The organism is Cohaesibacter haloalkalitolerans, assembly GCF_003574655.1.
GTDB lineage: Bacteria > Pseudomonadota > Alphaproteobacteria > Rhizobiales > Cohaesibacteraceae > Cohaesibacter > Cohaesibacter haloalkalitolerans.
This window is the reverse complement of the sequence record NZ_QNUM01000002.1, coordinates 729,178-754,084: the sequence shown is the minus strand read 5'-3', so window position 1 is coordinate 754,084 and position 24,907 is coordinate 729,178. Positions and strand designations below refer to the sequence as shown.

General features: G+C 58.6%; 22 protein-coding genes. 11 read left to right on the top strand and 11 right to left on the bottom strand.

The annotated features are described in order from the left end of the window. Window positions 1-7 precede the first annotated feature (7 nt). The 5 genes from DSL70_RS07335 (at window position 8) to DSL70_RS07315 (ending at window position 5,610) form a co-directional block, all read left to right on the top strand. Window positions 8-748 (top strand): CpaD family pilus assembly protein, encoded by a 741-nt coding sequence (locus tag DSL70_RS07335; protein ID WP_162916429.1) that lies wholly within the window; start codon window positions 8-10, stop codon window positions 746-748. Next, window positions 745-2,052, top strand: coding sequence for a CpaE/TadZ family protein (locus tag DSL70_RS07330; RefSeq protein WP_119307205.1), 1,308 nt, complete (start codon window positions 745-747; stop codon window positions 2,050-2,052). The genes DSL70_RS07335 and DSL70_RS07330 overlap by 4 nt, the downstream gene beginning before the upstream one ends. A gap of 17 nt (window positions 2,053-2,069) precedes the next feature. Continuing rightward, window positions 2,070-3,539 carry a TadA family conjugal transfer-associated ATPase gene (locus tag DSL70_RS07325; RefSeq protein WP_119307204.1) on the top strand — a complete coding sequence of 490 codons (1,470 nt, stop codon included), beginning with the start codon at window positions 2,070-2,072 and terminating at the stop codon, window positions 3,537-3,539. 12 nt (window positions 3,540-3,551) lie between these two features. Then, on the top strand, window positions 3,552-4,556 hold the full coding sequence (locus tag DSL70_RS07320; RefSeq protein WP_119307203.1) for a type II secretion system F family protein: 1,005 nt from the start codon (window positions 3,552-3,554) through the stop codon (window positions 4,554-4,556). A gap of 85 nt (window positions 4,557-4,641) precedes the next feature. Then, on the top strand, window positions 4,642-5,610 hold the full coding sequence (locus DSL70_RS07315) for a type II secretion system F family protein (protein WP_119307202.1): 969 nt from the start codon (window positions 4,642-4,644) through the stop codon (window positions 5,608-5,610). Between the two features lie 221 nt (window positions 5,611-5,831). Here DSL70_RS07315 and DSL70_RS07310 read toward each other — a convergent pair whose 3' ends face one another. Beyond that, complete coding sequence (locus DSL70_RS07310; protein ID WP_119307201.1) at window positions 5,832-6,626, bottom strand: tetratricopeptide repeat protein; 795 nt, start codon at window positions 6,624-6,626, stop codon at window positions 5,832-5,834. A 311-nt stretch (window positions 6,627-6,937) separates the two neighbouring features. On the opposite strand from DSL70_RS07310, the gene DSL70_RS07305 reads away from it, so the two are divergent. The 3 genes from DSL70_RS07305 (at window position 6,938) to DSL70_RS07295 (ending at window position 9,919) form a co-directional block, all read left to right on the top strand. Continuing rightward, on the top strand, window positions 6,938-8,332 hold the full coding sequence (locus DSL70_RS07305; RefSeq protein WP_119307332.1) for a leucyl aminopeptidase family protein: 1,395 nt from the start codon (window positions 6,938-6,940) through the stop codon (window positions 8,330-8,332). 186 nt (window positions 8,333-8,518) lie between these two features. Then, the gene (locus DSL70_RS07300; protein WP_119307200.1) at window positions 8,519-8,869 is read left to right on the top strand and encodes a MarR family transcriptional regulator; all 351 of its coding nucleotides are present in this window, start codon (window positions 8,519-8,521) and stop codon (window positions 8,867-8,869) included. Window positions 8,870-9,004: 135 nt separating this feature from the next. Beyond that, the gene (locus DSL70_RS07295) at window positions 9,005-9,919 is read left to right on the top strand and encodes a C40 family peptidase (RefSeq protein WP_119307199.1); all 915 of its coding nucleotides are present in this window, start codon (window positions 9,005-9,007) and stop codon (window positions 9,917-9,919) included. A 3-nt stretch (window positions 9,920-9,922) separates the two neighbouring features. Here DSL70_RS07295 and DSL70_RS07290 read toward each other — a convergent pair whose 3' ends face one another. Next, window positions 9,923-10,864 carry a 2-hydroxyacid dehydrogenase gene (locus tag DSL70_RS07290; protein WP_119307198.1) on the bottom strand — a complete coding sequence of 314 codons (942 nt, stop codon included), beginning with the start codon at window positions 10,862-10,864 and terminating at the stop codon, window positions 9,923-9,925. Window positions 10,865-10,981: 117 nt separating this feature from the next. On the opposite strand from DSL70_RS07290, the gene DSL70_RS07285 reads away from it, so the two are divergent. Continuing rightward, the gene (locus DSL70_RS07285) at window positions 10,982-11,227 is read left to right on the top strand and encodes a hypothetical protein (RefSeq protein ID WP_119307197.1); all 246 of its coding nucleotides are present in this window, start codon (window positions 10,982-10,984) and stop codon (window positions 11,225-11,227) included. Between the two features lie 40 nt (window positions 11,228-11,267). Here the strand turns inward: DSL70_RS07285 and DSL70_RS07280 are convergent, their stop codons facing one another. The 9 genes from DSL70_RS07280 to DSL70_RS07240 form a co-directional block, all read right to left on the bottom strand. Next, on the bottom strand, window positions 11,268-12,911 hold the full coding sequence (locus DSL70_RS07280; protein WP_119307196.1) for an ABC transporter ATP-binding protein: 1,644 nt from the start codon (window positions 12,909-12,911) through the stop codon (window positions 11,268-11,270). Window positions 12,912-12,923: 12 nt separating this feature from the next. Further along, window positions 12,924-14,063: an ABC transporter permease gene (locus tag DSL70_RS07275; RefSeq protein WP_119307195.1), complete on the bottom strand. Its 1,140-nt coding sequence runs from the start codon at window positions 14,061-14,063 to the stop codon at window positions 12,924-12,926. Window positions 14,064-14,065: 2 nt separating this feature from the next. Further along, window positions 14,066-15,175, bottom strand: a complete 1,110-nt coding sequence (locus DSL70_RS07270) for a microcin C ABC transporter permease YejB (RefSeq protein WP_119307194.1) — start codon at window positions 15,173-15,175, stop codon at window positions 14,066-14,068. 178 nt (window positions 15,176-15,353) lie between these two features. After that, window positions 15,354-17,255, bottom strand: a complete 1,902-nt coding sequence (locus tag DSL70_RS07265; RefSeq protein WP_119307193.1) for an extracellular solute-binding protein — start codon at window positions 17,253-17,255, stop codon at window positions 15,354-15,356. 50 nt (window positions 17,256-17,305) lie between these two features. Then, window positions 17,306-19,180 carry an extracellular solute-binding protein gene (locus DSL70_RS07260; protein WP_119307331.1) on the bottom strand — a complete coding sequence of 625 codons (1,875 nt, stop codon included), beginning with the start codon at window positions 19,178-19,180 and terminating at the stop codon, window positions 17,306-17,308. A 470-nt stretch (window positions 19,181-19,650) separates the two neighbouring features. Beyond that, complete coding sequence (locus DSL70_RS07255; protein ID WP_119307192.1) at window positions 19,651-20,127, bottom strand: YbaK/EbsC family protein; 477 nt, start codon at window positions 20,125-20,127, stop codon at window positions 19,651-19,653. A 25-nt stretch (window positions 20,128-20,152) separates the two neighbouring features. Continuing rightward, window positions 20,153-21,448 carry a nicotinate phosphoribosyltransferase gene (gene pncB, locus DSL70_RS07250; protein WP_119307191.1) on the bottom strand — a complete coding sequence of 432 codons (1,296 nt, stop codon included), beginning with the start codon at window positions 21,446-21,448 and terminating at the stop codon, window positions 20,153-20,155. Window positions 21,449-21,558: 110 nt separating this feature from the next. After that, entirely contained in the window at window positions 21,559-22,173 is a 615-nt protein-coding gene (gene pncA, locus DSL70_RS07245; protein ID WP_119307190.1) for a bifunctional nicotinamidase/pyrazinamidase, read from the bottom strand. Window positions 22,174-22,403: 230 nt separating this feature from the next. Further along, window positions 22,404-22,880, bottom strand: coding sequence for a c-type cytochrome (locus DSL70_RS07240; protein ID WP_245418115.1), 477 nt, complete (start codon window positions 22,878-22,880; stop codon window positions 22,404-22,406). A gap of 246 nt (window positions 22,881-23,126) precedes the next feature. On the opposite strand from DSL70_RS07240, the gene DSL70_RS07235 reads away from it, so the two are divergent. Together DSL70_RS07235 and DSL70_RS07230 are read left to right on the top strand one after the other, a co-directional pair. Continuing rightward, window positions 23,127-23,867 carry a 3-deoxy-manno-octulosonate cytidylyltransferase gene (locus DSL70_RS07235; RefSeq protein ID WP_162916451.1) on the top strand — a complete coding sequence of 247 codons (741 nt, stop codon included), beginning with the start codon at window positions 23,127-23,129 and terminating at the stop codon, window positions 23,865-23,867. A 63-nt stretch (window positions 23,868-23,930) separates the two neighbouring features. After that, window positions 23,931-24,818 carry a prephenate dehydratase gene (locus tag DSL70_RS07230; protein ID WP_205563183.1) on the top strand — a complete coding sequence of 296 codons (888 nt, stop codon included), beginning with the start codon at window positions 23,931-23,933 and terminating at the stop codon, window positions 24,816-24,818. The last annotated feature ends 89 nt before the right edge of the window (window positions 24,819-24,907 follow it).

Below are 24,907 nucleotides of genomic sequence, written 5' to 3'. Positions count from 1 at the left end.
CAGGGCAATGGTTAAACAGACGCGGATCAAGCCAATGCATCAGACAAGACAACATGGCAAGGCGGGGCTTCTGCTCAGGGGGGCGGCTCTGGCCGCTTGCGCCCTCGTGCTGGTGGGCTGTGAGTCCAAGAAGGAAATAACCGGATCGGTCTCGCAGGACTATCGCCAGCGCCATCCGATCACCCTGCAGCAGTCCGCGCGGGTGATTGATGTTCCCGTTGGCATGCACAGCGAAAAACTGACCCCGTCGTCCCAATCGGCGATCGCCTCCTTCGCGCGCGATTTTCGTCGCGACCGGGCGGCCGTGGTGCAGGTCATGGTGCCCTCGGGGGCCAACAATGAAATGAACGCCAGCTACATGGCGAGAGAAATCCGCACCAGCTTGATGCGTGAGGGTGTAAAGCCTGCGCAGATCGATCTGTTCCCTTACACGGCAGCGGCTGCGACCGACGCGCCGATCCGTCTGGCCTACCCGCGGGTCGAGGCAAAGACGCTGGCTTGTGGCACCCAGCCGGAAACGCTGACAAATGGATATGAAAATCTGCAGAACTTCGACTTCGGCTGCACCACCCAGCAGAATCTCGCGGTAGCCGTTGCCAATCCTCAGGACCTGATCCAGCCACGCGGCTGGGAGGCTCGCGATGCCATGCGCCGGTCGTCCGTGACCGAAAGCTATCGCAACGGCGATCCGACCTGGTCTGAAGATCTTGCATCAAACTCCGGTACGAGCTCGGAGGTCAACAAATGAGTGAGCAACAGATCCCTGCTGTTGGTTTTGAAGAAGACCTTGAACTGCAGGCCTTCAAGCAGGAACTGTCTGATGGTTTGACCGACGGATTGACTGACATCCGGCCACTTCCGCGCGTTTCCATCACCGCCTTTTGCGAAACGCCGCAAATCCAACTGGTTCTTGACGCCATCGGCAATGACAGACGTCTGGCGCGCGTGCATTTGAAATCCGTCTCCGGAGGCATCAAGTCGGCTATCGAGTTTTTCTCGGATACGCCGACGCCGAACCTCATCCTGATGGAAGCCAATCAGAGCTACGATGAACTGGTTTCAGATCTCGACCGATTGGCCGAGGTCTGCGATGTGGGCACCAAGGTGGTGCTGATCGGTCACGTCAATGATGTGCAGATGTATCGCGACCTCGTGCGGCGGGGTGTCTCCGAATATATCGTCGCGCCTGTCGGGCAGATCGAACTGATCCAGGCCCTGAGTGATCTTTTCGCCAATCCGGGTGCTGAGCCTCTGGGCAAGACGATCGCCTTCATGGGCGCCAAAGGTGGTGTCGGGTCGTCCACCATGGCGCATAATATCGGCTGGTCGATCAGTACGAGCAACCAGCAGGATGTGATCATCTCCGATTTCGATGTTGCCTTTGGCACCACCGGACTGGATTTCAATCAAGACCCTCCACAGACGATCGCCGACGCGATCAAGGCCGGGGAGCGGCTGGACGACCAGTATCTGGAACGCCTGCTGACCCGTTGTGGCGAGCGGCTCAGCCTTTTGACGGCTCCGGCGGTGCTGGACAACACGTGCGATTATGAGGGCGAATTCTTCAGCCAGATGGTTGATCTGCTGCAGAACAGTGCCCCCTATACGGTGCTCGATCTGCCCCATGTCTGGACGGACTGGAGCAAGCATCTGCTGCTGGGCGCCGACGAGATTGTCATCACGGCCGTGCCGGATCTGGCCAACCTGCGCAATGTCAAGAATCTGTTCGACATGATTGATCAGGAGCGGCGTGGCGACCGTCCGCCTCATCTCATCATCAACCAGACCGGCATGCAGAAGCGGCCCGAAATCAAGGCCAAGGATTTTGCTGCCGCTCTCGAACGCGATGTGTTCGTCGAGGTGCCGTTCGATCCGGCCACCTTTGGCCTTGCGGCCAACAATGGCCAGATGATCAGCGAACTGGGCTCCAACGGCAAGCTGATCGAGTTGTTCGACCGGCTGGCCTCCGATATTACCGGACGCTCCGAAGCGCCCAAGGCAAGCAAGTCTCTTTTCGCTCCGCTGTTGGGAAAACTGAAGAAATCGAAATAGTATCTGGTTGGTAAACGATGTTCGGAAAACGTGGAACAGAGAGCGTCAAGATCCCGGCGCCAGTGAGCAAGGCCAAGGCTGGTCCTTCAAAGCCGGCGTCTGCGAAGCCGTCTCCCAAGAAAGAGGATGACGCTTACAAGCAGGCGGTGGAGGTGAACTATCAGCCGATCGACGACGGTGCTGCATCCAACCGCTCAGAGCAGTATTTCGATATCAAGACCTCCGTATTTGGCTCTTTGATCGACACCATTGATCTGGCGCAGATGGCGCGCCTTGACGCTGATTCCGCCCGCGAGGAAATTCGCGACATCGTGTCCGAGATCATTGCGCTCAAGAATATCGTTCTCTCGATCGCCGAGCAGGAAGACCTGCTTGATGACATCTGCAACGATGTGCTTGGCTACGGACCGCTGGAGCCGCTTCTCGCCCGTGACGATATCGCCGACATCATGGTCAATGGGGCGGAGAAGACCTATATTGAAACTCAGGGCAAGGTCTATCTGACCAACGTCCGCTTCCGCGACAATACCCAGTTGATGAATATCTGCCAGCGGATCGTTTCGCAGGTTGGCCGCCGCGTTGATGAATCGAGCCCCATCTGCGACGCGCGTCTTCCCGACGGGTCCCGTGTCAACGTGATCGCGCCGCCGCTGGCCATCGACGGCCCGACCCTGACCATTCGTAAATTCAAGAAGGACAAGCTGACACTGGACCAGCTGGTCCGGTTTGGTTCCATCTCGCCGGAAGGTGCCCAGATCCTCAAGATCATCGGGCGGGTCCGCTGCAACGTGGTCATCTCGGGTGGTACCGGTTCGGGCAAGACGACGCTGCTCAACTGCCTGACCAACTATATCGAAGGGGACGAGCGTATCGTTACCTGTGAGGACGCTGCCGAACTGCAGCTGCAGCAGCCCCATGTGGTCCGCCTGGAAACCCGTCCGCCCAACCTTGAGGGCGAAGGTCAGATCACCATGACGGATCTGGTCCGTAACTGTCTGCGTATGCGCCCCGAGCGGATCATCGTCGGCGAGGTGCGTGGCTTTGAGGCTTTCGACCTTTTGCAGGCCATGAACACCGGCCATGACGGCTCGATGGGCACGCTGCACGCCAACTCGCCGCGTGAAGCCCTGTCCCGTCTGGAAGCCATGATCACCATGGGCGGCTATAGCCTTCCCACCAAGACCATCCGCGAAATGATCGTCGGATCGGTGGATGTGATCATTCAGGCCAGCCGCCTGCGCGACGGTTCGCGCCGTATCACCCACATCACGGAAGTGACGGGTATGGAAGGCGATGTCATCACCACCCAGGATCTGTTTGTCTATGACATCACGGGTGAAGACGCTTCGGGCAAGATCCTCGGCGTTCACCGGTCCACCGGCATTGGCCGGCCGGCATTCTGGGAACGGGCTCGTTACTACAACGAAGAAACCAATCTGGCAGCGGCGCTTGATGCAGCCAATGTCGAACCGGCCACTTTTGCATAGCGGGGAGCAGGCATGGACTTCATCGGCAATGATCTGGTTTTCACCATAGCGCTGTTTGTACTGGTCGTTTTTGCCGTGCTGGGCGTCGCATGGGGGCTTTTCTACCCGCGCCTGTCCAAGAATTTCAATCGCGACCAGCGTATTCAGGCCGTCGCCATGAGCCGGGTCCAGATCGCAGACAAACGCCTCAAGGCAGGCAATCTGGATCGGCGCAAGGATATCGAGGCCAACCTCAAGCAGATCGAGAATGCCCAGAAGAAGGGCAAGGAAAGGAAGCAGTCCCTCAAGGCCCGACTGACACAGGCCGGGCTCAGCATGACGCCGAAGCAATTCTGGCTCTATAGTGCGGTTTCCGGGGTTGTCTTTTTCTTTGGCGGGCTTGTCGGTGGCATGTCGATGTTGGTTGCCATTGGCCTCGGTCTTGTCGGTCTTCTCGGTGTTCCGCATTTCTGGTTGGCGCGCAAGCGCAAGAAGCGGATGGCGAAGTTCATCAAGGAATTTCCCAATGCGGTCGATGTTATTGTCCGCGGCATCAAGACAGGTCTTCCATTGGCGGATTGTCTGGCAATTGCTGCAACGGAAACGGCCGAGCCCGTGCGCAGCGAGTTCAAGCGCCTGATCGACGAGCAGGCCATGGGGTTGCCTCTCTCGAAGGTCGTGCCGCGGTTGCATCAGCGCGTGCCCTTGCCGGAGACGAACTTCTTCGCCATCGTCATTGCAATCCAGACGCAGGCGGGTGGCTCGCTCTCGGAAGCCCTGGGCAACCTGTCGCGCGTTCTGCGCTCGAGGGCGCATATGAAGGAAAAGGTAAGTGCCATGTCGATGGAGGCCAAGGCCTCCGCCGCGATCATCGGGGCCATGCCCTTCGTGATCGCCTTCATGCTCTATCTGACCCAGAAAACCTTCATTCTCGTGATGTTCGAAGAACCCATGGGGCAAATGCTGCTTTCGGCGACGCTTGTGTGGATGGGGATCGGCATCTTCGTCATGCGCCAGATGATCAGTTTCGACATGTAGGGGGAAAGGCTCCGATTGATGCTGGCTGGCATCGGCACAGGAGCAGTTCTGCTCCGCATTGCAACAACAAGGGCTAGGGAAACAAATGGCAGGCTTTGAGCTACAGGACATGTTCGCGTTGTTGACGGCCATTGCCGTGGTGGCCTCGATTCTGGCTGTGGCGATGCCTTTCCTTGAAAAGGATCGTCTCGGCGATCGCATGAAGGAAGTCGCCAGCGAGCGGGAACGGATCCGCAAGCGCGAACGCGCCATACTCAATCAGGGGGGCAAGAATGGTGGCCGTGTTTCTCTGCGTCAGGAGCCCAAGGAGCTGATCATCAGTATTGTTGATCGCTTCAAGATGCGCGATGCCTTTACCGACAAGGAAAGCCGGGCGAAGCTCAAACAGGCAGGCTTTCGCCTCGAAAAGCACCTGATGACCTATACTTTTGCCCGCATAGTCGGTCCGATCGTGGGGCTTGCGGTGTCGCTCTTCTATGTCTTTGTCGTGATCAAGCCCGACTATCCGGCTATGGTCAATCTGTTCTTCTGCGTCCTGTTCGCCTATGCCTGCTATTACGCGCCGCTACTCTATCTGCAAAATCAGCGTTCAAAGCGGCAGGGCTCGATCATCAGAGCCTGGCCGGATGCGCTTGACCTTTTGCTGATTTGCGTGGAATCGGGCATGACGGCGGAAACCGGTTTTCAGAAGGTGGCCGCTGAAATCGGCTCCGCCAGTGTTGAGCTGGCAGAGGAATTGACGATCCTGACCGCCGAGCTGTCCTATCTTCAGGACCGCCGCATGGCCTATGAAAACATCTCCGAACGGACCGGTATCGAAGGGGTGCGCGGTGTCATGACCTCACTCATTCAGGCCGAGCGCTACGGTACTCCACTCGGGGACGCCATCCGCACCATGGCCGAGGAGAACCGGGCAGCCCGCCTGACCGCAGCCGAGAAGAAAGCCGCCGCCCTGCCGCCAAAGCTGACCGTGCCGATGATCCTGTTCTTCCTGCCCGCGATCTTCGTGATTGTGCTGGGGCCGATCGCCGTGCAGTATTTCTCCTCGCACTGATCTCTGATTGTGCTTGAACACATCTCGACCGGTGCCATGGGGTGGTTTCGTCCGGTCTGGCCAGCACGTCAGAACATCAGCACATCTGAACATCAAACCGGGGCATCGCACCGGAATGCTGGCCCTGAATATAGGTAAAGAAAAAGGGCCGTTGAGGCCCTTTTGTCTGTCTGGTCATGCCCTAAGAGAGCCCCCTGTGAGAGGCTGCAAGGGAGAAGGCGTCAACCCTGCTTCTTGATCTTGTCCCAGTTGCCGCGCTCGCTCAGCATTTCCTTGAGATAGGCCATGTTTTGGGCGGCCTGCTGTGGTGAAAGCTCGTTCTGGGCGATGGATTCCGCTTCCTGGAACTTGCCTTGCAGGCCGAGCGCCAGCGCCAGATTCTGCCGCACGCGACTGTCGGCCTTCGGGTTCTTGGCCGCTTGCCTCAGATAGCCTTCAGCCGAGGCAAGATCCCCTTCCAGCAGATAGGAGAGGCCATAGTTGCTCAGCACGCTCGGCTCATCGGGCGCCTGCAACAGCGCCTTGTCATAGTGGCTGCGGGCGGTCTGGAAGTCGCCAACCTGATCGTAGATCGCGCCCATCGCCGAATCCAGCCGCCAGTCTGGGGTAGTTGGCGTCTGGGCCGTATGCAGCACCTGCAGCGCCTGCTGGAAGCGGCCGACGGTTGCCAGCGCCTTGCCATAGGCGGCCAGAACAACCCTGTCCTTGGGGTGCTGGGCAGCCAACTGCTCGAGCACCGCCAGCGCCTGCTCATGGCGACCGAGCAGTCTTAGCGACTGGCCATAATTGAGGGCGGTCTTCACGTCCTTGCTGTCGCTGTTGTAGCGCTTGCCCCAATAGGTGACGGATGCCTGCAGTGCCTCTTCAGTCGCATAGCTGGCGCCTTGATGACTCGATGAGGAAACGCTCTTCTTGTTCGACGAGCAACCGGCAAGGGCAACCACCAGCGCGATGGATCCGGCGAGCATGAACTTGCGCATGGACGGTGTGGGCTTGGTATTCAAATGAGCGTTCATCTATCAAACCTCTGAAATCGGCAAGGCCAATGGCGGTCTGCAAAACCCGGAGCGGGCGCAGGATCCCTTTGTTCCAGAAATAATCTATTAACCCTAATGCTTGGTTAACTGGTGCAATTTGCAAGCAGTCACCGGCGCCGGAAAGCAGAATTTGTCACTGCACAGGTCCGCCCCACGCGAGGGAGGAAAGCGAAAGCAGGGCAATTGCGCTTTTGCCCGGATTCATTAGGATTCCAACTGGATGGCGGATTGATTCTTGGTGTTCGAAGCCCCATCTTGGCAACATCAAAGAAAAAAGAGAAAGAATGACAATGCCGACAAATGTTGATTCCAGCCCAATTTATTTCATAAACAGTGATGCCGAGACTCTGGTTCCCAACGCGCTCTCCGCGCTGGCAACACAATGGGTCGAGACAACAGGCTTCGCCGCCAAGGAAGGCGAGCTATGCCTCGTTCCGGCGCTTGATGGCCAGTGCGATGCCGTTCTTTTTGGCCTTGGCAAGCAAGGCAGTAAAACCGCCTCTCCGCTGCTGCCGGGTCTGCTGCCGGTGAAGCTGCCCGCCGGGCGCTATCATTTTGCCAACCCAGAAGTGCTTGGCGATGATCCGCAGTCCCTGTTTCTGGCAACCCTCGCCTGGCATCTGGGCAGCTACCGATTCGATCGCTACAAGGAAAACGCCAAGCCGCTGCCCGAACTTGACTGGCCTGAGGGCGTTGATCGCGAAGATGTCCTGCGGCAGGTCAAGGGCTCCAATCTGGCGCGTGACCTTATCAACATCCCGTCCAATGACATGGGGCCGGACGAGCTGGAAGCGGTGACCCGCGGTCTGGTCGATACCCATGGTGCCCGTCTGGAAGTGACCACGGGAGACGAACTGCTTGAGAAGAATTTCCCGATGATCCACGCCGTTGGCCGTGCCTCGCCGCGTGCACCGCGCCTGCTCGACTTCGTCTGGGGCAAGGAAAGCCACCCCAAGGTGACGCTGGTGGGCAAGGGCGTGTGCTTTGACACCGGTGGGCTCAACCTCAAGCCCGGCAGCTCGATGGCGCTGATGAAAAAGGACATGGGGGGCGCCGCCAATGTGCTCGGCCTTGCGTCCATGATCATGTCGGCCAATCTGCCCGTGCGTCTGCGCGTGCTCATTCCTGCGGTCGAGAATTCCGTATCCGGCAGTGCCTTCCGTCCCGGCGACGTGCTGCAGAGCCACAAGGGCCTGACGGTGGAGATTGGCAACACCGATGCCGAAGGGCGTCTCATTCTGGCCGATGCATTGTCTCTCGCGGACGAGGAAGAGCCGGAACTGCTGATCGACATGGCAACGCTGACGGGCGCTGCCCGCGTGGCCCTCGGTCCGGATCTGCCCCCTTTCTACAGTGATGACCATGAGCTGGTCCATGCGCTTGCCGGCGAAAGCATGCGGCAGTGGGATCCGCTCTGGAACATGCCGCTGTGGGACGCCTATGACGCCAAGCTGTCTTCCGACATTGCCGATGTGAACCACATCACCACAGACGGCTTTGCTGGCTCCATCACGGCAGCGCTGTTCCTGCGGCGCTTTGTTTCCAAGGCCGGAAGCTGGGCTCATTTCGACATCTACGGCTGGGCTCCCGCCGCTCAGGCTGCCCGTCCCAAGGGTGGTGAAGCGCAGGGCATTCGCGCTCTCTACACCCTGATCCGCAATCGCTACGATATCGGATGGTCCTGATAACGGGCCACTGCACGTCGGGTTTCGGCGGGGAACGGTGCTATTGCGCCACCCTCGCCGCAGGCCCGACTTGCCTCGATTGCATGAATCTGCATTAATCGGTACGGAGCCATATGAGAGACCCCCGGATTGTTTGTGGGATTCGGGGAGGAGATTGGCCAGGGCTCCCGGAGATAATGCTATTTCATGACTATGGATATTTGCGCTGGCCAGGCGCTGCAATTATGGCACAACGTTACCCATGATCTGGTACTGGAAGAGGAAAGCGATCTTTCCGCAAGGCAGATGATGGTGCTGCTGACCGTTTATATGGAGACACCTCCCCATACCGTGCGCGGCCTTGCCGCCAAGCTGGGCGTTACCAAGCCCGCCATCACCCGCGCGCTGGACACGATGGGCCGGGCCGGTTTGCTGACCCGTCGCCGCGACGACAAGGACAAGCGCAATGTCGTCATTCTGCGGACGGTCAAGGGCGCGCTCTATGTCGAAAAGCTTGGTTACAAGATCGTTGAGCAATCCCGCCTTATTGCGAGCTGAAGGGCGAGGGGATATAGCTTGACGCACCGTCGGGGCTGGCTGCCTTGCCTGCCTGCGGCTTAGTGTGGTCCTTCGCCTCAGGTTTTCCCTTTTCTCTCCGGGTCCGTCAACAGAATACGATAACAGGAACAGCTGATGCTCAATCCGTCTCTCAACGCCTTTCGCCCCGATCTTGCAGACAAACGCCTGATGGGGCAGGTCGAGGCTGAACGCTTCGTCGATCCGCTCATCAAGCGGGTGCAGGTGCCGATTGCGCCGCTGAAGTCCGGCGCTGACGGGCGCAGCGGGCTGGATACGCAGGCGATGCTGGGCGAGGTGGTGAAGGTGTTCGAGGAAGGGGCCAACGGCTGGAGCTGGGTGCAGCTTGATGGCGATGGCTATGTCGGCTACATGCCTTCCAACGCGCTCGGGCCGTTCGGCGGGCCACTCAATGACGAATTCGTCGTCGGGGCACCGACCCACCGGGTCAGCGCCGTGCGCACCTTCGTCTATCCCGGACCAGACCTCAAATTTCCCGCCGCCGTGTTCCTGTCACTTGGCGCAGGGCTGATCCTTGGGGAAGAGCGGGAAGTCCGCGGCACCCGCTATCGCAAGCTGCTCAACATGCCAACGCCCAATGGCGAGGCTGGCTGGGTCGTTGCCCAGCATGTGCAGGACGTTGAAGACAAGGCGGATGATTTCGTCACCGTCGCCGAAAGCCTTGTCGGGACACCCTATCTGTGGGGCGGCAAGAGCTCCCTCGGCATCGATTGCTCGGGTCTTGTTCAGCTTTCCTGCGAATTGGCGGGCATCCCGATGCTGCGCGATGCATCAATGCAGGAAAAGGAAGCAGGGGTTGCGCTCGACTTGTCAGCCGGTCTCCCCCCGCTCGAGCGCGGTGATCTGGTCTTCTGGCCGGGCCATGTGGGCATCATGACCGACGCCGAAACCCTGCTGCACGCCAATGGCTATCACATGGCAGTGGCCAGGGAGCCGCTTGCCGGGGCCATCGAGCGCATCGCGCAGAATGAATATGGCGCCCTCAGGGCAATCCGGCGTCTGGTTGGGTAGGGCTTAATAGCCCACACCCCGATCGACGATGCCGACCATCGGCTCGCCCGCTTCATTGCGCAGAATTTGCTCGACGATGCCCTTGGTTGTAGCATAAGGAGCGCTGACGGCGGCGATATGCGGCGTGATGATGACATTGGGCAGATCCCACAGCGGGCTGTCTTCGGGCAGCGGTTCCTGCTCGAAGACATCGAGCGATGCTCCGGCGAGAATCCCTTCCCGGATGGCGGTCTCGATGTCGGCTTCAACCTGAAGCTTGCCCCGTCCGGCGTTGATGATCACCGGCCCGCCCAGCGGACCATCCTTGGCAAGCTTCTTGAACAGGTCAATATTGAGAATGCCCTCGGTCTGCGGCGTGTGCGGCAGCAGCGAGACGAGAATGTCGGTTTTTGCCAGCATCTCATCAAGGCCTTCGGTGCCGTGATAGGTTGCAAGGCCATCCACCTGCTTGGGCGAGCGGCTCCAGCCGGAAACCCGGTAGCCGAGATTTTGCAGCTTGCGGGCAGCGGCAAGGCCGAGCACGCCAATCCCGAGCATCCCGACCCGGAAATCCTCAGCCGCCGCATCGGGCGTCTGGTTCCAGTCCCTGTTGGCCTGAAGGCCGAGGCTGCGCAGGCTGTGGCGGTGATGCATCAACACATTCAGCACCACATATTCGCACATGCGGGCCGTCAGATCGTCACCAATGACGCGCACGATCGGCACATTCGGCAGGTCTGGTTCCTGGGTCAGAAATTCAACACCGGCGCCAAGCGAGAAGATGGCCTTCAGATTGGGCAGGTCCTTCAGGAAGGCCGTGTCCCCCTTCCACGCAAGGGCATAATCGATCTCACTGAGATCGCCCAGATCATCGGACAGCCGAACCTCGGCATCCGGCAAAAGCTTGTTGAGATTCTCGGTCCAGGCAGGAATATCCCAGCCCTTTGCGGTCAGTGCAATTTTCATGAAGTCGTGTCCTTTGGGAGGCGATGGTTGTTTTGGCCGGAACAATAAAGAGGGTTGGAACCGAATGGCAAGTCAAAGCGACCAATAGGAAAGCACTGTTCACAAAAGGAGCCTATCATGACACCCAAGACGTGCAGCTTTCTTCTGGTTTTACTTATGGCGAGCCCCGCTTCGGCTCGCAGCTTGATGCCCGCAAGTGACGCATCTGCAGATTTGAAGCGCTGCCAGCTGATCCGCGAAGAAGCGATCAAATACGGCAATCCCCATTTGATGAGAGAGTACAACAAATGCATGAGCCGCATCCTGCGCGGACAGCCAGCCTTCCCGAGTGGGCCTGTACGTCTGCCGAGCGATGACGACTAGGCGGAGCATCAAGGCTGGGGAGAGCGCAAACAGCGCCTCCTCAGTCCGCGACCACGCCTTCCGGTGCCGTTTCCATGCGTAGGGCAGCCGCCATCAGGGCCTTTGTGTAGTCGGTTTCGGGGGCCTTGAATATTCTTTCAACACTGCCTTCCTCGACCACCTTGCCGTTGCGCATCACGATGACACGATTGGACAGGGCCCTGACCACCTTGAGGTCGTGGCTGATGAACAGGTAGGTGAGACCATGCTTGGCCTGCAGATCGCGCAGCAGATCCACCACCTGTGCCTGAACGCTCATGTCGAGTGCACTGGTCGGCTCGTCCAGCATGACGAATTTGGGCTCCAGCACCATCGCACGCGCAATCGAAATGCGCTGGCGCTGACCGCCGGAAAACTCGTGCGGATAGCGATGGCGGGTGTCCGGGTCGATGCCCACTTCCCGCAAAACGGCAACGACCTTGGCGTCACGTTCCTCTTCGCTGAGTTCAGGAGCGTGGATGGCCAGACCCTCATCGACGATCTGGGCGATGGACATGCGCGGCGAGAGCGAGCCGAACGGGTCCTGAAAGACGATCTGCATGTCGCCCCGCTTGTCCCGCATGGCCTTGCTGTTCAGCCCGTCAAGATGATGGCCCTGAAAGACGATCGGACCTTCAGACGAAATCATGCGCAGCAGCGCCAGCCCCAGTGTCGTCTTGCCCGAACCGGATTCGCCAACGATCCCCAGTGTTTCACCGCTACGGATCGACAGCGAAATGCCATCCACCGCCTTGATGTGCCCCACGATCTTGCGCATGAAACCGCGCTTGATCGGGAACCAGACCTTGAGATCCTCGGTTTCAAGCAGGATGGGCGCATCATCGGCCACCGGGCGGGCCTCGCCGCTCGGCTCGGAATTGAGCAGATGCCGGGTGTAGGGGTGGGTCGGATTGGCAAACAGCTCTTTGGTCGCTCCCCGTTCAACGATCTCGCCCTTGGTCATCACACAGACCTTGTCAGCGAGCTTTTCCACGATGCCCAGATCATGGGTGATGAACAGCAGCGCCATGCCGTGGGTCTTCTGCAATGTGCGCAGCAGTTCCAGAATCTGCGCCTGCACCGTGACGTCAAGCGCCGTGGTCGGTTCGTCGGCAATCAGCAGCTCGGGTTCGTTGGCAAGCGCCATGGCGATCATCACACGTTGGCGCTGGCCGCCCGAAAGCTGATGGGGGTAGCTCTTGAGGCGCTTTTCCGGCTCGCGGATGCCCACGTCGTTGAGCAGCTCAAGAACCCGCTCGCGGGCCTGCTTTTCGCCCATGCCATGGTGGATGGACAGCACTTCGCCGATCTGCTTTTCGACTGTATGCAGCGGATTGAGGGAACTCATCGGTTCCTGAAAGATCATTGAGATCCGGTTGCCACGCACAGCGCGCAGGGTCTTGTCCGGCGCGTTGAGCAGGTCGATCCCGTCAAACAGGATCTGGCCGGACGGATGGGAAGCCGCCGGATAGGGCAACAGCTTGAGGATGGACAGGGCCGAGACGGACTTGCCCGAACCGGACTCGCCCACCAGCGCCATGGTCTCGCCCTTCTCCAGATCAAAGGAGATGCGGTCAACGGCCAACTGCTCCTTGCCATCCTGCTGGAAGGCGACAGACAGATCCCTGACGGAAAGAAGCGGCTGAGAAGATAGGGTCTTGGTCATTGGCTTCCCTCCCTAGTGAAATGTCTTGCGCGGATCAAAGGCATCGCGCACCGCTTCGCCGATGAAGATCAACAGGCTCAGCATGATGGAAATCGACAGGAACCCGGTTATCCCGAGCCACGGTGCCTCGATATTCTTCTTGCCCTGTGCCAACAGCTCGCCCAGCGATGGCGATCCCGGCGGCAGACCGAAGCCGAGGAAGTCGAGCGAGGTGAGGGTCGTGATCGAGCCGTTGAGGATGAAGGGCATGAAGGTCAGCGTTGCCACCATGGCGTTCGGCAGCAGGTGCCGGAGCATGATGGTGCGATTGGAAACCCCGAGGGCCCGCGCCGCCGAGACATATTCGAAGTTGCGGGCACGCAGGAATTCCGCACGCACCACACCCACCAGCGCCACCCAGCTGAACAACAACAGGATCGACAGCAGGATCCAGAAGCTTGGCGTGATGATGGCCGCGATGATGAGCAGCAGATAGAGCTGTGGCACCGAGGTCCAGATTTCTATGAAGCGCTGGAACACAAGGTCCGTGAGGCCGCCAAAATAACCCTGTACCGCACCGGCGGTCACCCCGATCACCGAGGAGAACAGGGTCAGTGTCAGCCCGAACAGCACCGAGATGCGGAAGCCATAGATAAGGCGCGCCAACACGTCGCGTCCCTGATCGTCGGTGCCGATCCAGTTCCAGTTGCCGATGGTGCAGTTGCGGTCGTTGATCCCCTGATCAAACGGGGCGCAGCGGGTTGCCTTATCGAGCATCCAGCTTGGCGGCGCCGGAGCAGGGGTCGGCAGATCCATGTTGACCGTCTTGTAGCTGTAGCGGATCGGTGCCCAGAGAATCCAGCCGTTGTCGTTTATCTCTTCCTGGATGAAGGGATCGCGATAATCTGTCGTCGGCAGGAAACCGCCAAACCGGGTTTCCGGATAGTCAGTCAGAAGTGGCGAGAGGATTTCGCCCTTGTAGGAAACCAGTAGCGGCTTGTCATTGGCAATCAGTTCGGCAAACAGCGTCACGAAAAACAGGATGAGGAACAGCCACAGCGAGACATAGCCGCGCTTGTTGGCCTTGAAATTCTTCAGCCGTCGCTGGTTGAGCGGCGAGAGGCGATCGTGAAAACGGGGCTTTTTGGCTTTGGTCATGGTGTCGTTGCTCATCCTTACACCTCCCGGCTCTCGAAATCGATGCGCGGATCGATCAACATATAGGTGACGTCGGACACAAGGCCGATGATGAGCCCCATAAGCGAGAAGATGTAGAGCGTCGCGAAGACCACGGCATAGTCACGGTTGATCACGCTTTCAAAGGACAGGAGACCCAGCCCATCAAGGGAGAAAATCGTCTCGATCAGCAGGGAGCCGCCGAAGAAGGCCCCGATGAAGGCACCGGGAAAACCGGCGATGACGATCAGCATGGCGTTGCGGAACACATGACCATAGAGCACCTGCCGCTCGGTCAGTCCCTTGGCACGCGCCGTCACCACATATTGCTTGCGGATTTCGTCCAAAAAGGAGTTCTTGGTCAGAAGCGTTGTGGTGGCAAAGGCCGACAGGGACAGGGCGATCAGCGGCAGCACCATGTGCCAGAAATAGTCCAGCACCTTTTCCCACCAGCTGAGATCGGCGAAATTGTCCGAGACCAGACCACGCAGCGGGAACCAGTCAAAGAAGGACCCGCCGGCAAACAGCACGATCAGCAGAACAGCAAACAGAAAGCCCGGAATGGCATAGCCGACAATGACCACGGCGCTGGTCCAGACATCGAAGCGCGAGCCATCGGAGACCGCCTTGCGGATGCCGAGCGGAATGGAGATCATGTAGGAGATCAGGGTCATCCAGAGGCCGAGCGAGATGGAAACCGGCATTTTCTCCTTGATCAGTTGCAGCACGCTGATGTCGCGGAAATAGCTGTCACCGAAGTTGAAGGTGGCATAGTTGCCCAGCATGCCGAGGAAGCGCTCCAGTGGCGGCTTGTCAAACCCGAACTGCTTTTCCAGATCCTTGATGAAGTCGGGGTCGAGCCCCTGAGCGCCTCGGTATTTCGAGGTGATGTCATCGCCAGCGCCACCGCCCCCCGTTCCCGTTCCGGCAAAGTCGCTGCCGCCGCCGGAAATGCGGGCGGTTGCAGACACATCGGTGCCCGTCACCTGCGCGATGACGCGCTCGACGGGGCCGCCGGGAGCGAACTGGATGACCGCGAAATTGATCGCCATGATCCCGATCAGCGTCGGAATGATCAAGAGGAGACGTCGCAATATGTAAGCGCCCAAAAAGTCTCTCCATCCTCTGAACCGGCCCCATCTTCCTTCATGGTGTACCGGTTTGATTGCTTTCAAGTGTCGTGATCCGGACTTTTGTCCGAAGCGAAAGGCTCTTGCCTTGTGGCAGGTGCCATCCTAACCCTTTGGTAACCATAAATCAGAATATGGTTACCGAAGTCCTGCAAGCTTATGAATCGCTTGCTTCTTTCCACCACCAAATGGCTGGCTGGAAGTCGTAGAGCCTGTCTTCCTCCGGTCTGCCGAAGCCGGACCAGACGCCGATGGTGTGCACCGGCTTGTTCCAGTTTGGCACCCAGTAATGTCCGGCGCGCCAGATGCGGTCGATCGCCCGGCCTGCATCATTCATCTCGTCCCGCGTCTTGGCGGCAAGTCCCGTCGTGATCAGGTCATCGACAGCCTTGTTGGCAAACCCGGCAAGATTGAGACTGCCGGTCATATGGGCTGCCTCGGAGCCGAGAAAATTGGCGAGGGATGGGGCCATGTTCTGGGACATGGAATAGCGCTGGCCAACCATGTCGAAATCGAAGCTGTCGATGCGGCTCTGATATTGTGAGGGATCGACCAGACGGAAGGTTAGGGGAATGCCGAGCCGTTCCAGATTGGCCGCCCATGGCGTCACGATCCGCTCGAACAGCGGGCTGTTGGCCAGAAGCTCGATGCTCAGCACGTCTCCGGCGGCATTGGTCAGCCCCTTGTCGCTCTTGGTCCATCCCGCCTCTTTCAGCAACTCGAAGGCCTTGCGCAGCAGTGCCCTGTCCTTGCCTGATCCGTCTGAGGTCGGCGGGCTGTAGGCATCCTTGAAAACATCCGGGTCCAGCGTCGCACGATAGCGTTCCAAGAGCGCCAGTTCGGCGCCCGTTGGCAGGCCTTCGGCCTTCATCGCGCTGCGCTCGAAGAACGAGGCCGTGCGCTGGTAGAGACCATGGAACAGCTGCTTGTTGGACCATTCGAAATCGAAGGCGAGGGCAATGGCCTGCCGGGTGCGCTTGTCGGCAAACTTGGCCCGACGGGTGTTGAAGAACCAGCCCTGCGCCCCGGAGGGCGTGTGGTCGGGAATTTCCAGTCGCTGGACCCGCCTGTCCTTGATGGCGGGGAAGTCATAGCGGGTGGCCCAACTGGTCGAGGAAAAATCCTCGAAATAGGTGATGTCACCCTTTTTGAAGGCTTCGAACAGCACGGTCTGGTCGCGGGTGAAGACAATCTCGATTGTGCCAAAATTGTAATGCCCCACTGCGGTCGGCAGCTTTGCCGCCCAATAGGCAGGATCCCGCTCAAGGGTAAGACTGCTGCCCGGATTGACCGATGCGACCCTGTAGGGGCCAGAGCCGACGGGAGGCTTGAGGCTTGAGGCACCAAAGGTCTTGTCGTCATACTGGGCCTTGGCAAAGATGGGAACGATGCTGGCAGCATCCAAAACACCCTGCCGCGCATGATTCTTTGCCAGATGGAAAACGATGGTGCCGTCTTCTATCTCAACCCTATCGATATCCTTGAGCACGGCTTGCAGCACCGGATGTCCCTTTTCCTTGAGGATCCGGTAGGAGAAGACCACGTCGTCTGCGGTCACCGGAGTGCCGTCATGAAAGCGGGCTTCCGGGCGCAAGGTAAAGGTCATCCGGCTGCCATTCGGAGCCAGGGCGACCGAGCGGGCGAGATGACAATAGACCGCGTCCGGCTCGTCATAGGCCCTGACCATCAGCGTGTCGAACAACAGCTCAATCATTGGAGGGGCATCCCCCCTCAGCACAAAGCCGTTGAGAGTGTTGAAGGTTTGCGGATTCTGGTTGTAGTTCCAGGAGACCGGCCCAAGGGCAATCTTGCCACCCTTGGGCGCAGCGGGATTGATATAGTCGAAATGGGCAAAATCCGGGACATATTTGAGTTCGCCAAACACCGAAAGGCCGTGGCGCTCACTGCTGGCAAAGCCGACAAGGGGACGGCCGGTCAGACCAAGACCAAGGGTGGCGAAAAAGGCCGATGACTTGAGGACAGCGCGACGGGACAGCCCCTTACGCGGTTGGTCCGCGCGTTCGGGCGGGTCGAAAATCGTGTCATTGCCTCGTGTCATGCATCCTGCCTTTTCTGTCGTTTACGGATCTTGCGTTCAATCCGGGGCGATTACATCTTTGCCGCCGTGGCCTTGGCCTGGTCGTACCACCAGATGGTCGGGAAGCCGATCGTCAACTTGGGCAGTGGATCGACATGGCCAAACTTGTCCCAATAGGCGATGCGGAAGGCAGGCATGGTCCAGCCCGGAATGACGTAATGGTTGGCCAGCAGAACCCGGTCCATCGCCTTCGTTGCCGCTTCCAGATCGCTGCGATCTTTGGCATAAACGATCTTGTTGATGAGCGTATCGACCGCGGGGTTCTTGATGCCGGCATAGTTGGCCGAGCCGTCCCGGTCGGCAGAGGCAGAACCGAAATATTCCCGCTGTTCGTTGCCCGGCGACAGGCTCTGGCTCCAGCCAAGATAGACCAGATCATAATCGCGGCTGCGAATGCGGTTGACATATTGCGCACTGTCGACAACGCGTGGAATGAGCTTGATGCCAACGCGCTCAAGTGATGCCTGCAGCCGCAGGGCAACCCGCTCGAAGGCCTCGCCATTGAGCAGATATTCGATCTCGAAGGCTTCCCCCTTGGCGTTGCGCATGACGATCCTGGTGGGATCGCTGGCTAGCCCGACGGAAACCATGATCTTGTGCAGGAAGCCGTTGTCCCGCTTTTCCTCGTCCACCTCGGTCCTTGGTTCCCAACCAGCTTCCTTGAACAGATCGAGCGCTTTTTTCAGATTGTCGCGCAGGTCCTCGCGGCTTTCCACCTTGGGATTGGCGTAGGCGTCGAAGGCCGCTGCCGGAATCTGGTCACGCAGCGGCTCGAGCAGCTCCTTGACCTTGCCTTCAGCCTTGCCTGAAGAGGCCAGTTCCGAGCCGAAGAAATAGCTGTTGATGCGGCTGTACTGGTCATAGAACAGGGTGCGGTTCATTTCCTCGAAATTGAACACATAGTTGAGGGCTTCGCGCACCTTGGGGTTCTGGAATTTTTCCCGCCTCAGGTTCGGGATGAAGCCGACCATGACGCCCGAGGATTCGTCGGGTACCACATCCATTTTCACCTTGCCGTCCTTGACTGCCGGGAAGTCATAGCCCGTGGCCCATGTCTTGGCGGTAGATTCCATCCGGAAGTCATAGGCTCCCGACTTGAAGGCCTCGAACATCACCGTACTGTCCCGGAAGAACTCATAGCGGATCGTATCGAAATTGTTCTGGCCGACATTGATGTTGAGGTCTTTGCCCCAATAATCGGCCACGCGGCCATATTCGACATATTTGCCCGCCGAGAAGCTCTTTATTTTGTAGGGGCCTGACCCGAGCGGTGGTTCCAGCGTGCCGTGACTGATGTCCCGTGTCTCCCCCTTGGCATTTTGCCCGGTCCACCAGTGCTTGGGCAGGATCATCAGTTCCCCGACGATGAATGGCAGCTCGCGGTTGCCTTGCTGGTCGAAGGTGAAGGTCACCTCGTTGTCGCCCGTCACTTCGGCGGACTTGACGTGGGAATAGTAGAACTTGCGCTGCGGGTTGAGCTCGATGGATTGCTCGAACGACCAGATGACATCTTCCGGCGTGATTGCAACGCCGTCGTGCCAGCGGGCATCGCTGCGCAGGCGGAATTTCACATAGGAGAAATTGGGCCCGACATACATCGCCTGGGCCAGAAGGCCATAATTCGATGAAATCTCGTCATAGGAAGGCGTGAACAGGGTTTCGTAGATCAAGCCGAGGCCGGATGCGGCCTCGCCCTTGGTCAGGATCGGGTTGAAACTGTCATAGCTGCCCACCACCGCGAGGCGGGCGTCACCTGTCTTCGGGGCATCCGGATTGACATAGTCGAAATGGGAAAAATCGTCGGTGTATTTTGGCTCGCCCATCAGTGAGGAGCCGCTCACCCATGTCTCGAATTCGACCGCATGCGCCCTGCCATCCCCGTCCATCAGGTTGATTGCGCCGCTTGCGACAAGGGTCAGGGCAAGCAAACCGGCACGAAAGGCCACAAGGCTGCGGGTTGGTAGAAATTGAGACACTCTGTTTCTCCTCTGGCATGTCTTCCGCACAGGCTCTGTGCACCGAGCCTCTGTCGCGGGAGAATGTCGTTTTGTGATCGCGCCCCGCAGAGGGAGCCGCGTCCAATTCTGTTCCGGATCATACTGGCACAGCCATGTTCATGGTATCAAAACAATACCCATGCAGCCAAAGCAAAAGCCTGCCACTTTCCTGCAGCCTCGCGCCAGCGCCATGTCGGCCGCAATCGGCTCGGAAATGGGGACTGAGTGAAAAGATGCAAGCATCAATCAGGCTTCAAAAGATGAAATCTTCACAAGCAATTAGACCGGATTGTGGCAGTTTCTGCCAAACTCCGTGAATTTTTCGTAAGAATAGCAATAAACAATCGCAAAAGGCACCCTCAGTCGAGACTGAGGGCCTTGGCTCCGGCGGCCTTTGCGAGGGCCTGCGGTTCGACCTTGAAGACCGCATTGGGGGCACCGGCGGCGGCCCATACCGTTTCAAACTGCAAAAGGTCGGGGTCCATGTAGACCTCCATCTCGCACAGATGCCCGATCGGGGCTACCCCGCCAATGGCAAAGCCGGTTTCAGCGCGCACCTTTTTCGGATCGGCCCGGTCCAGCGTCGAGCCGATCACACCTGCGGCCAGATCGAGGTCGGCCCGGTTGTTGCCAGCGATCAGCAACAGCACCAGATGGTGATTGTCATGGCGCTCGAAGATGAGGCTCTTGACGATCTGGGCGACAGCGCAGCCACAGGCGGCAGCGGCATCTTCCGCCGTGCGTGTGGAATCGGGCATGGTTACCACCTGACTATTCAGCCCCAGCGCATCAATTGCTTCCTGAACCCGTTCTTTCGAGCTTTTCTTGCCTGCCATTTAAAAATCACTCCACTATCAGAATCTATACAATAACATCCATGGCTTCCTGTTCGCCAACGCTGAACACCCGCTTGTAACGGGCGATTTCGTCCTTCGGTCCCATGGCTTTGTTCGGGTTGTCCGAAAGCTTGACCGTTGGCCGTCCGTTGGCCGAAACAGCCTTGCAGACGAGTGAGAAGGGCGACAGTTCATCGTCGGGCACAAGGCCTCTGAAATCATTGGTCAACAGGGTGCCCCAGCCAAACGAGACCCGCACCCGGCCATTGAACTTGTTGTAGAGCATGGCAATCTGGTCGACATCAAGGCCATCGGAGAAAATGATCAGCTTGTCGCGAGGATCTTCCCCCCGGCTCCTCCACCAGCGGATGGCCGTTTCGGCGGCCTCTTCGGGGCGGCCACTGTCGACGCGGATGCCGGTCCAGTTGGTCAGCCAGTCCGGTGCGCGTTCGAGGAACCCCTTGGTGCCGTAGGTGTCGGGCAGGATCACCCGCAGATTGCCGTCATGCTCGCGCTGCCAGTCCTCAAGGACACGGTAGGGGGCGTAGGCCAGCTCCTCGTCATTTTCCGCCAGTGCCGAATAGACCATCGGCAGCTCGTGGGCATTGGTGCCGATGGCTTCCATCTCGCGCCGCATGGCGATCAGGCAGTTGGAGGTGCCGGTGAAATTGTCGCCCAGCCCTTCCTGCATGGCCTGCACACACCAGTCCTGCCAGAGGAAGGAATGGCGCCGCCGGGTGCCGAAATCGGCGACCTTCACATCGCCGATCGCCCTGAGGCGTTCGACCTTCTCCCACAGCCGCGTCATGGCGCGGGCATAGAGGATCTGCAGCTCGAAGCGCTTCATCTTGTGCAGGATCGCCCGCGACCGCAGCTCCATGATCACCGACAGCGCCGGAATCTCCCAGAGCATCACCTCCGGCCACGCTCCCTCGAAGGTCAGCTCATACTGATCGCCAACCCGCTCCAGATGATAGGGCGGCAGGGTGAGATTCTCGAACCACTCCATGAAGTCGGGATGGAACATCGAGCGCTTGCCATAGAACATGTTACCGCGCAACCAGGTGCTCTCGCCCCGCGACAGCTTCAGCCCGCGGATATAGTCGAGCTGGGCCCGCAACTCGCCCTCGTCGATCAGATCGGCCAGTGGCAGGGTCTTGGAGCGGTTGATCAGGCTGAACACCACATGCACGTCGGGCCTGTTGTGAAAAACCGATTGCGCCATCAGCAGCTTGTAGAAATCGGTGTCGATCAGAGAGCGGACAATGGGGTCGATTTTCCAGCGGTGGCTGTAAACACGAGATGCAAGATCGATGGTCATGATCTATCCTGAACAGTATTGAAAGTCCGGCTGGCAAGGGGGATATCAGGCAGAGGAACTCGGCGGGGATATCTCGGAGGTCTTGGAATGCGCGGAACTGAAAGAGAGGCCTAGCGGCCGATGATGGTTATGGTGTGGGCCTGCATCTCGTCGAGTGCCTGCCGCAGCGAACCGTTGAGATCAATGGCTCGACAGGCGGAAAGATCAACCGACACGTCAAACCCGAGTTTTGCAGCGTCTATTGCCGAATAGCGCACGCAAAAGTCCGTCGCAAGTCCTACAAATAGCAAGGAAACCACGCCCTTGTCGCGCAAATAGCCCTCAAGGCCAGTTGCCGTTTGATGGTCATTCTCGAAAAAGGCGGAGTAGCTGTCGATAGCCGGGTTGCTTCCCTTGCGCAGGATGAGGTCTGCCCGGTCGGTGGTGAGCCCCGCGTGGAATGCGGCGCCGTCAGTACCCTGGATGCAGTGGTCGGGCCAGAGCACCTGATCCCCATAGGGCATCTCGACCCTATCATAGGGAGCCTTGCCGTCATGGGCGCTGGCAAACGAGCTGTGGCCAGACGGATGCCAGTCCTGCGTCAGCACAACATGGGCAAAGGATTGCTGCATCCGGTTGATGCGATCGATGATCTCGTCTCCACCGGGAACGGCCAGCGCTCCGCCGGGACAGAAGTCGTTCTGAACATCGATGATGATGAGTGCCTGATGTTGCGCATGATCCATGCTTGGCGCCTTTCCGGAAGACTTGGCCCGAATGGCCAGAGCGGAATGATTTTGCGGAATGATTGTCCGGTACTAAACCAAAGAATTGCCCCATGCGCCAGATGGTGGCTGAAAGAAATGACAGGAATCTCTGGCAGAGCGGGTGTTTCCAAAATGGAAAAAGGCCGGATGGGACCGGCCTTTTGTTGGCTTTCAGCACCTGCTCAAGGTGAATGGCGGTGCCTTCGCTGTTACTTCAGCGTCTGCAGATAAGCGATGAGATCGGCGCGATCTTCAGGCTTCTTGAGCCCGGCAAAGGCCATGGCGGTGCCCGGAACCAGATCTTTCGGCTTGGTCAGATAGACATTGAGAGTTTCCGGATCCCAGCTCTTGCCTTCCCCGAAGGAATGCATGGCGTCGCTGTATTTGAAATCGGAAACCGATGCGACAGCACGGTCGACGACACCGAACAGATGCGGGCCGGTCTTGTTGGCAGCCCCTGAATCGAACGTATGGCAGGCGGCACATTTCTTGGCGACCTTTTCGCCCTTGCCAACATCAGCCGAAGCAAGAAGGGTGGCGAAATCAACCTCCGGTGCAGCTTCCTTGCCCGGTGCGGCGCCAGATGCATCAGCAACCTCAATGGCATAACCGGGCTGGGCGGGGGCTTCATTATTGAAGATGTAGCCGGTTGCCATCCCTGTAACCATTGTAAATATAAGGGCCATCAAAACAGCGCCGGCTATTTTGTTGAATTCGAAAAAGTTCATTGGTCCTTGCTCCCGGTCTTTTGCAGGACGAAACGGATCGTGCCTAGGATTGGTCCTAAGGTTCATTCGGTAGTTCTTCCTGCGGAAACTACTAGCTTTTCCTGATGAATGTCCATAGGAATAGCGGCTAAGTTTGCTCGACTTTCGCCATAGAGCGAGAGCTTTTCAACAACATAAGGGGGAATGCTTATGTCTACCAACGGGATGGCTGCCAAACCGATCATTCTGATACCGGCGCGCATGGCGTCTATGCGTCTGCCGGGCAAGCCGTTGCTGGACATCTCAGGTGTGCCGATGATCACCCAGGTCTGGCGCCGCGCAGTGGAGGCCGACATCGGCCCGGTTGTCGTGGCCGCCGATGGGCATGAGATCGCGGACGTGATCCGCAAGGAAGGCGGCGACGCCGTTGTCACCAATCCTTCCCACCCCTCCGGTTCAGACCGCATTTCCGAGGCTCTGGAGCATTATGACCCCAACCGGCGCTATGATGTGGTGATCAATGTTCAGGGCGACTTGCCGACCATAGATCCCGCCGCTATCCGCTCCTGTTACAAGCCTCTTGAAGACCCTGCGGTCGATATCGCGACCCTCGCGGTGCAGATCTCCAACGAAGAGGAAAAGACCAACCCCAATGTCGTCAAGATCGTCTCGTCTCCGCTCGGTGGCGGCCGCATGCGCGCGCTCTATTTCACCCGCGCCACCGCACCCCACGGTGACGGACCGCTCTATCATCATATCGGCATCTATGCCTATCGCCGCACCGCGCTTGAGAAATTCATCTCCCTGCCGGTCTCCCCGCTGGAGAAGCGCGAGAAGCTGGAACAGCTGCGCGCTCTTGAGGCAGGCATGCGCATAGATGTGATGGTCGTCAACGATATTCCACTCGGCGTCGACACGCCTGCCGATTTGCAAAAGGCACGTGACATCCTCGCCTCGAGAGCGTAAAGCAGGCAAACCGCGAAATTCCAATCACGCAAGGGGCACGGGGGTGCCCGGTAAGGAGCCGTTATGATCGCCAAGAAAGTTGTTTTTCAGGGGGAACCTGGTGCCAACTCGCACACCGCCTGCAACAATGTGTTTCCAGAGTCCGAAGCGATCCCGATGGCGACCTTTGAAGACTGCTTCAACGCCGTGCAGAATGATCAGGCCGATCTGGCCATGATCCCCATCGAGAATTCGGTGGCCGGGCGCGTGGCCGATATCCATCATCTGATGCCGACATCCGACCTGCACATCATCGGTGAATACTTCCTGCCCATCCATCACCAGCTGGTTGGCCTGCGCGGGGCCAAGCTGGAAGATATCAAGTCTGTGCAGAGCCATGTCATGGCGCTGGGCCAGTGCCGCAAGATCATCCGCGAACGCAAGTGGCAGGCCATTGTTGGCGCCGATACGGCCGGGTCTGCCCATCAGATTTCCCAACAGGGGGACAAGAGCAAGGCTGCCATCGCTTCCGGGCTTGCAGCCGAGATCTATGATCTCGACATCCTCAAGGCCGATATCGAGGATGAGGATCACAACACCACGCGCTTCATCATCCTGTCGAAATACCCGATCCGGGCTGATCACAACAACGAGCTTGTGGTCACCACCTTTGTCTTCCGGGTCCGCAACGTGCCGGCAGCTCTCTACAAGGCTCTGGGCGGTTTTGCCACCAACGGCGTCAACATGACCAAGCTGGAGAGCTATCAGACTGGCGGCAAGTTTTTCGCAACCCAGTTCTACGCCGATATCGAGGGACACCCCGACGACCCCCATGTCCGGCTTGCTCTGGAAGAGCTGCGCTTCTTCTCGGCCGAATTGAAGATTCTGGGTATCTACCCGGCGCACGACTATCGCAAGAAGAACCACGAGCCGGAGGCAAACCGCGAATTGCGGCCAAGCCCGGACGTTTGAAAGGGTTAGCCCGGAAGGGTTCAAAAAGCCATGTGGCCTCATACTGGGTCATGAAAGAACAGGCACGGTCATCAGATCGTGCCTTTTTG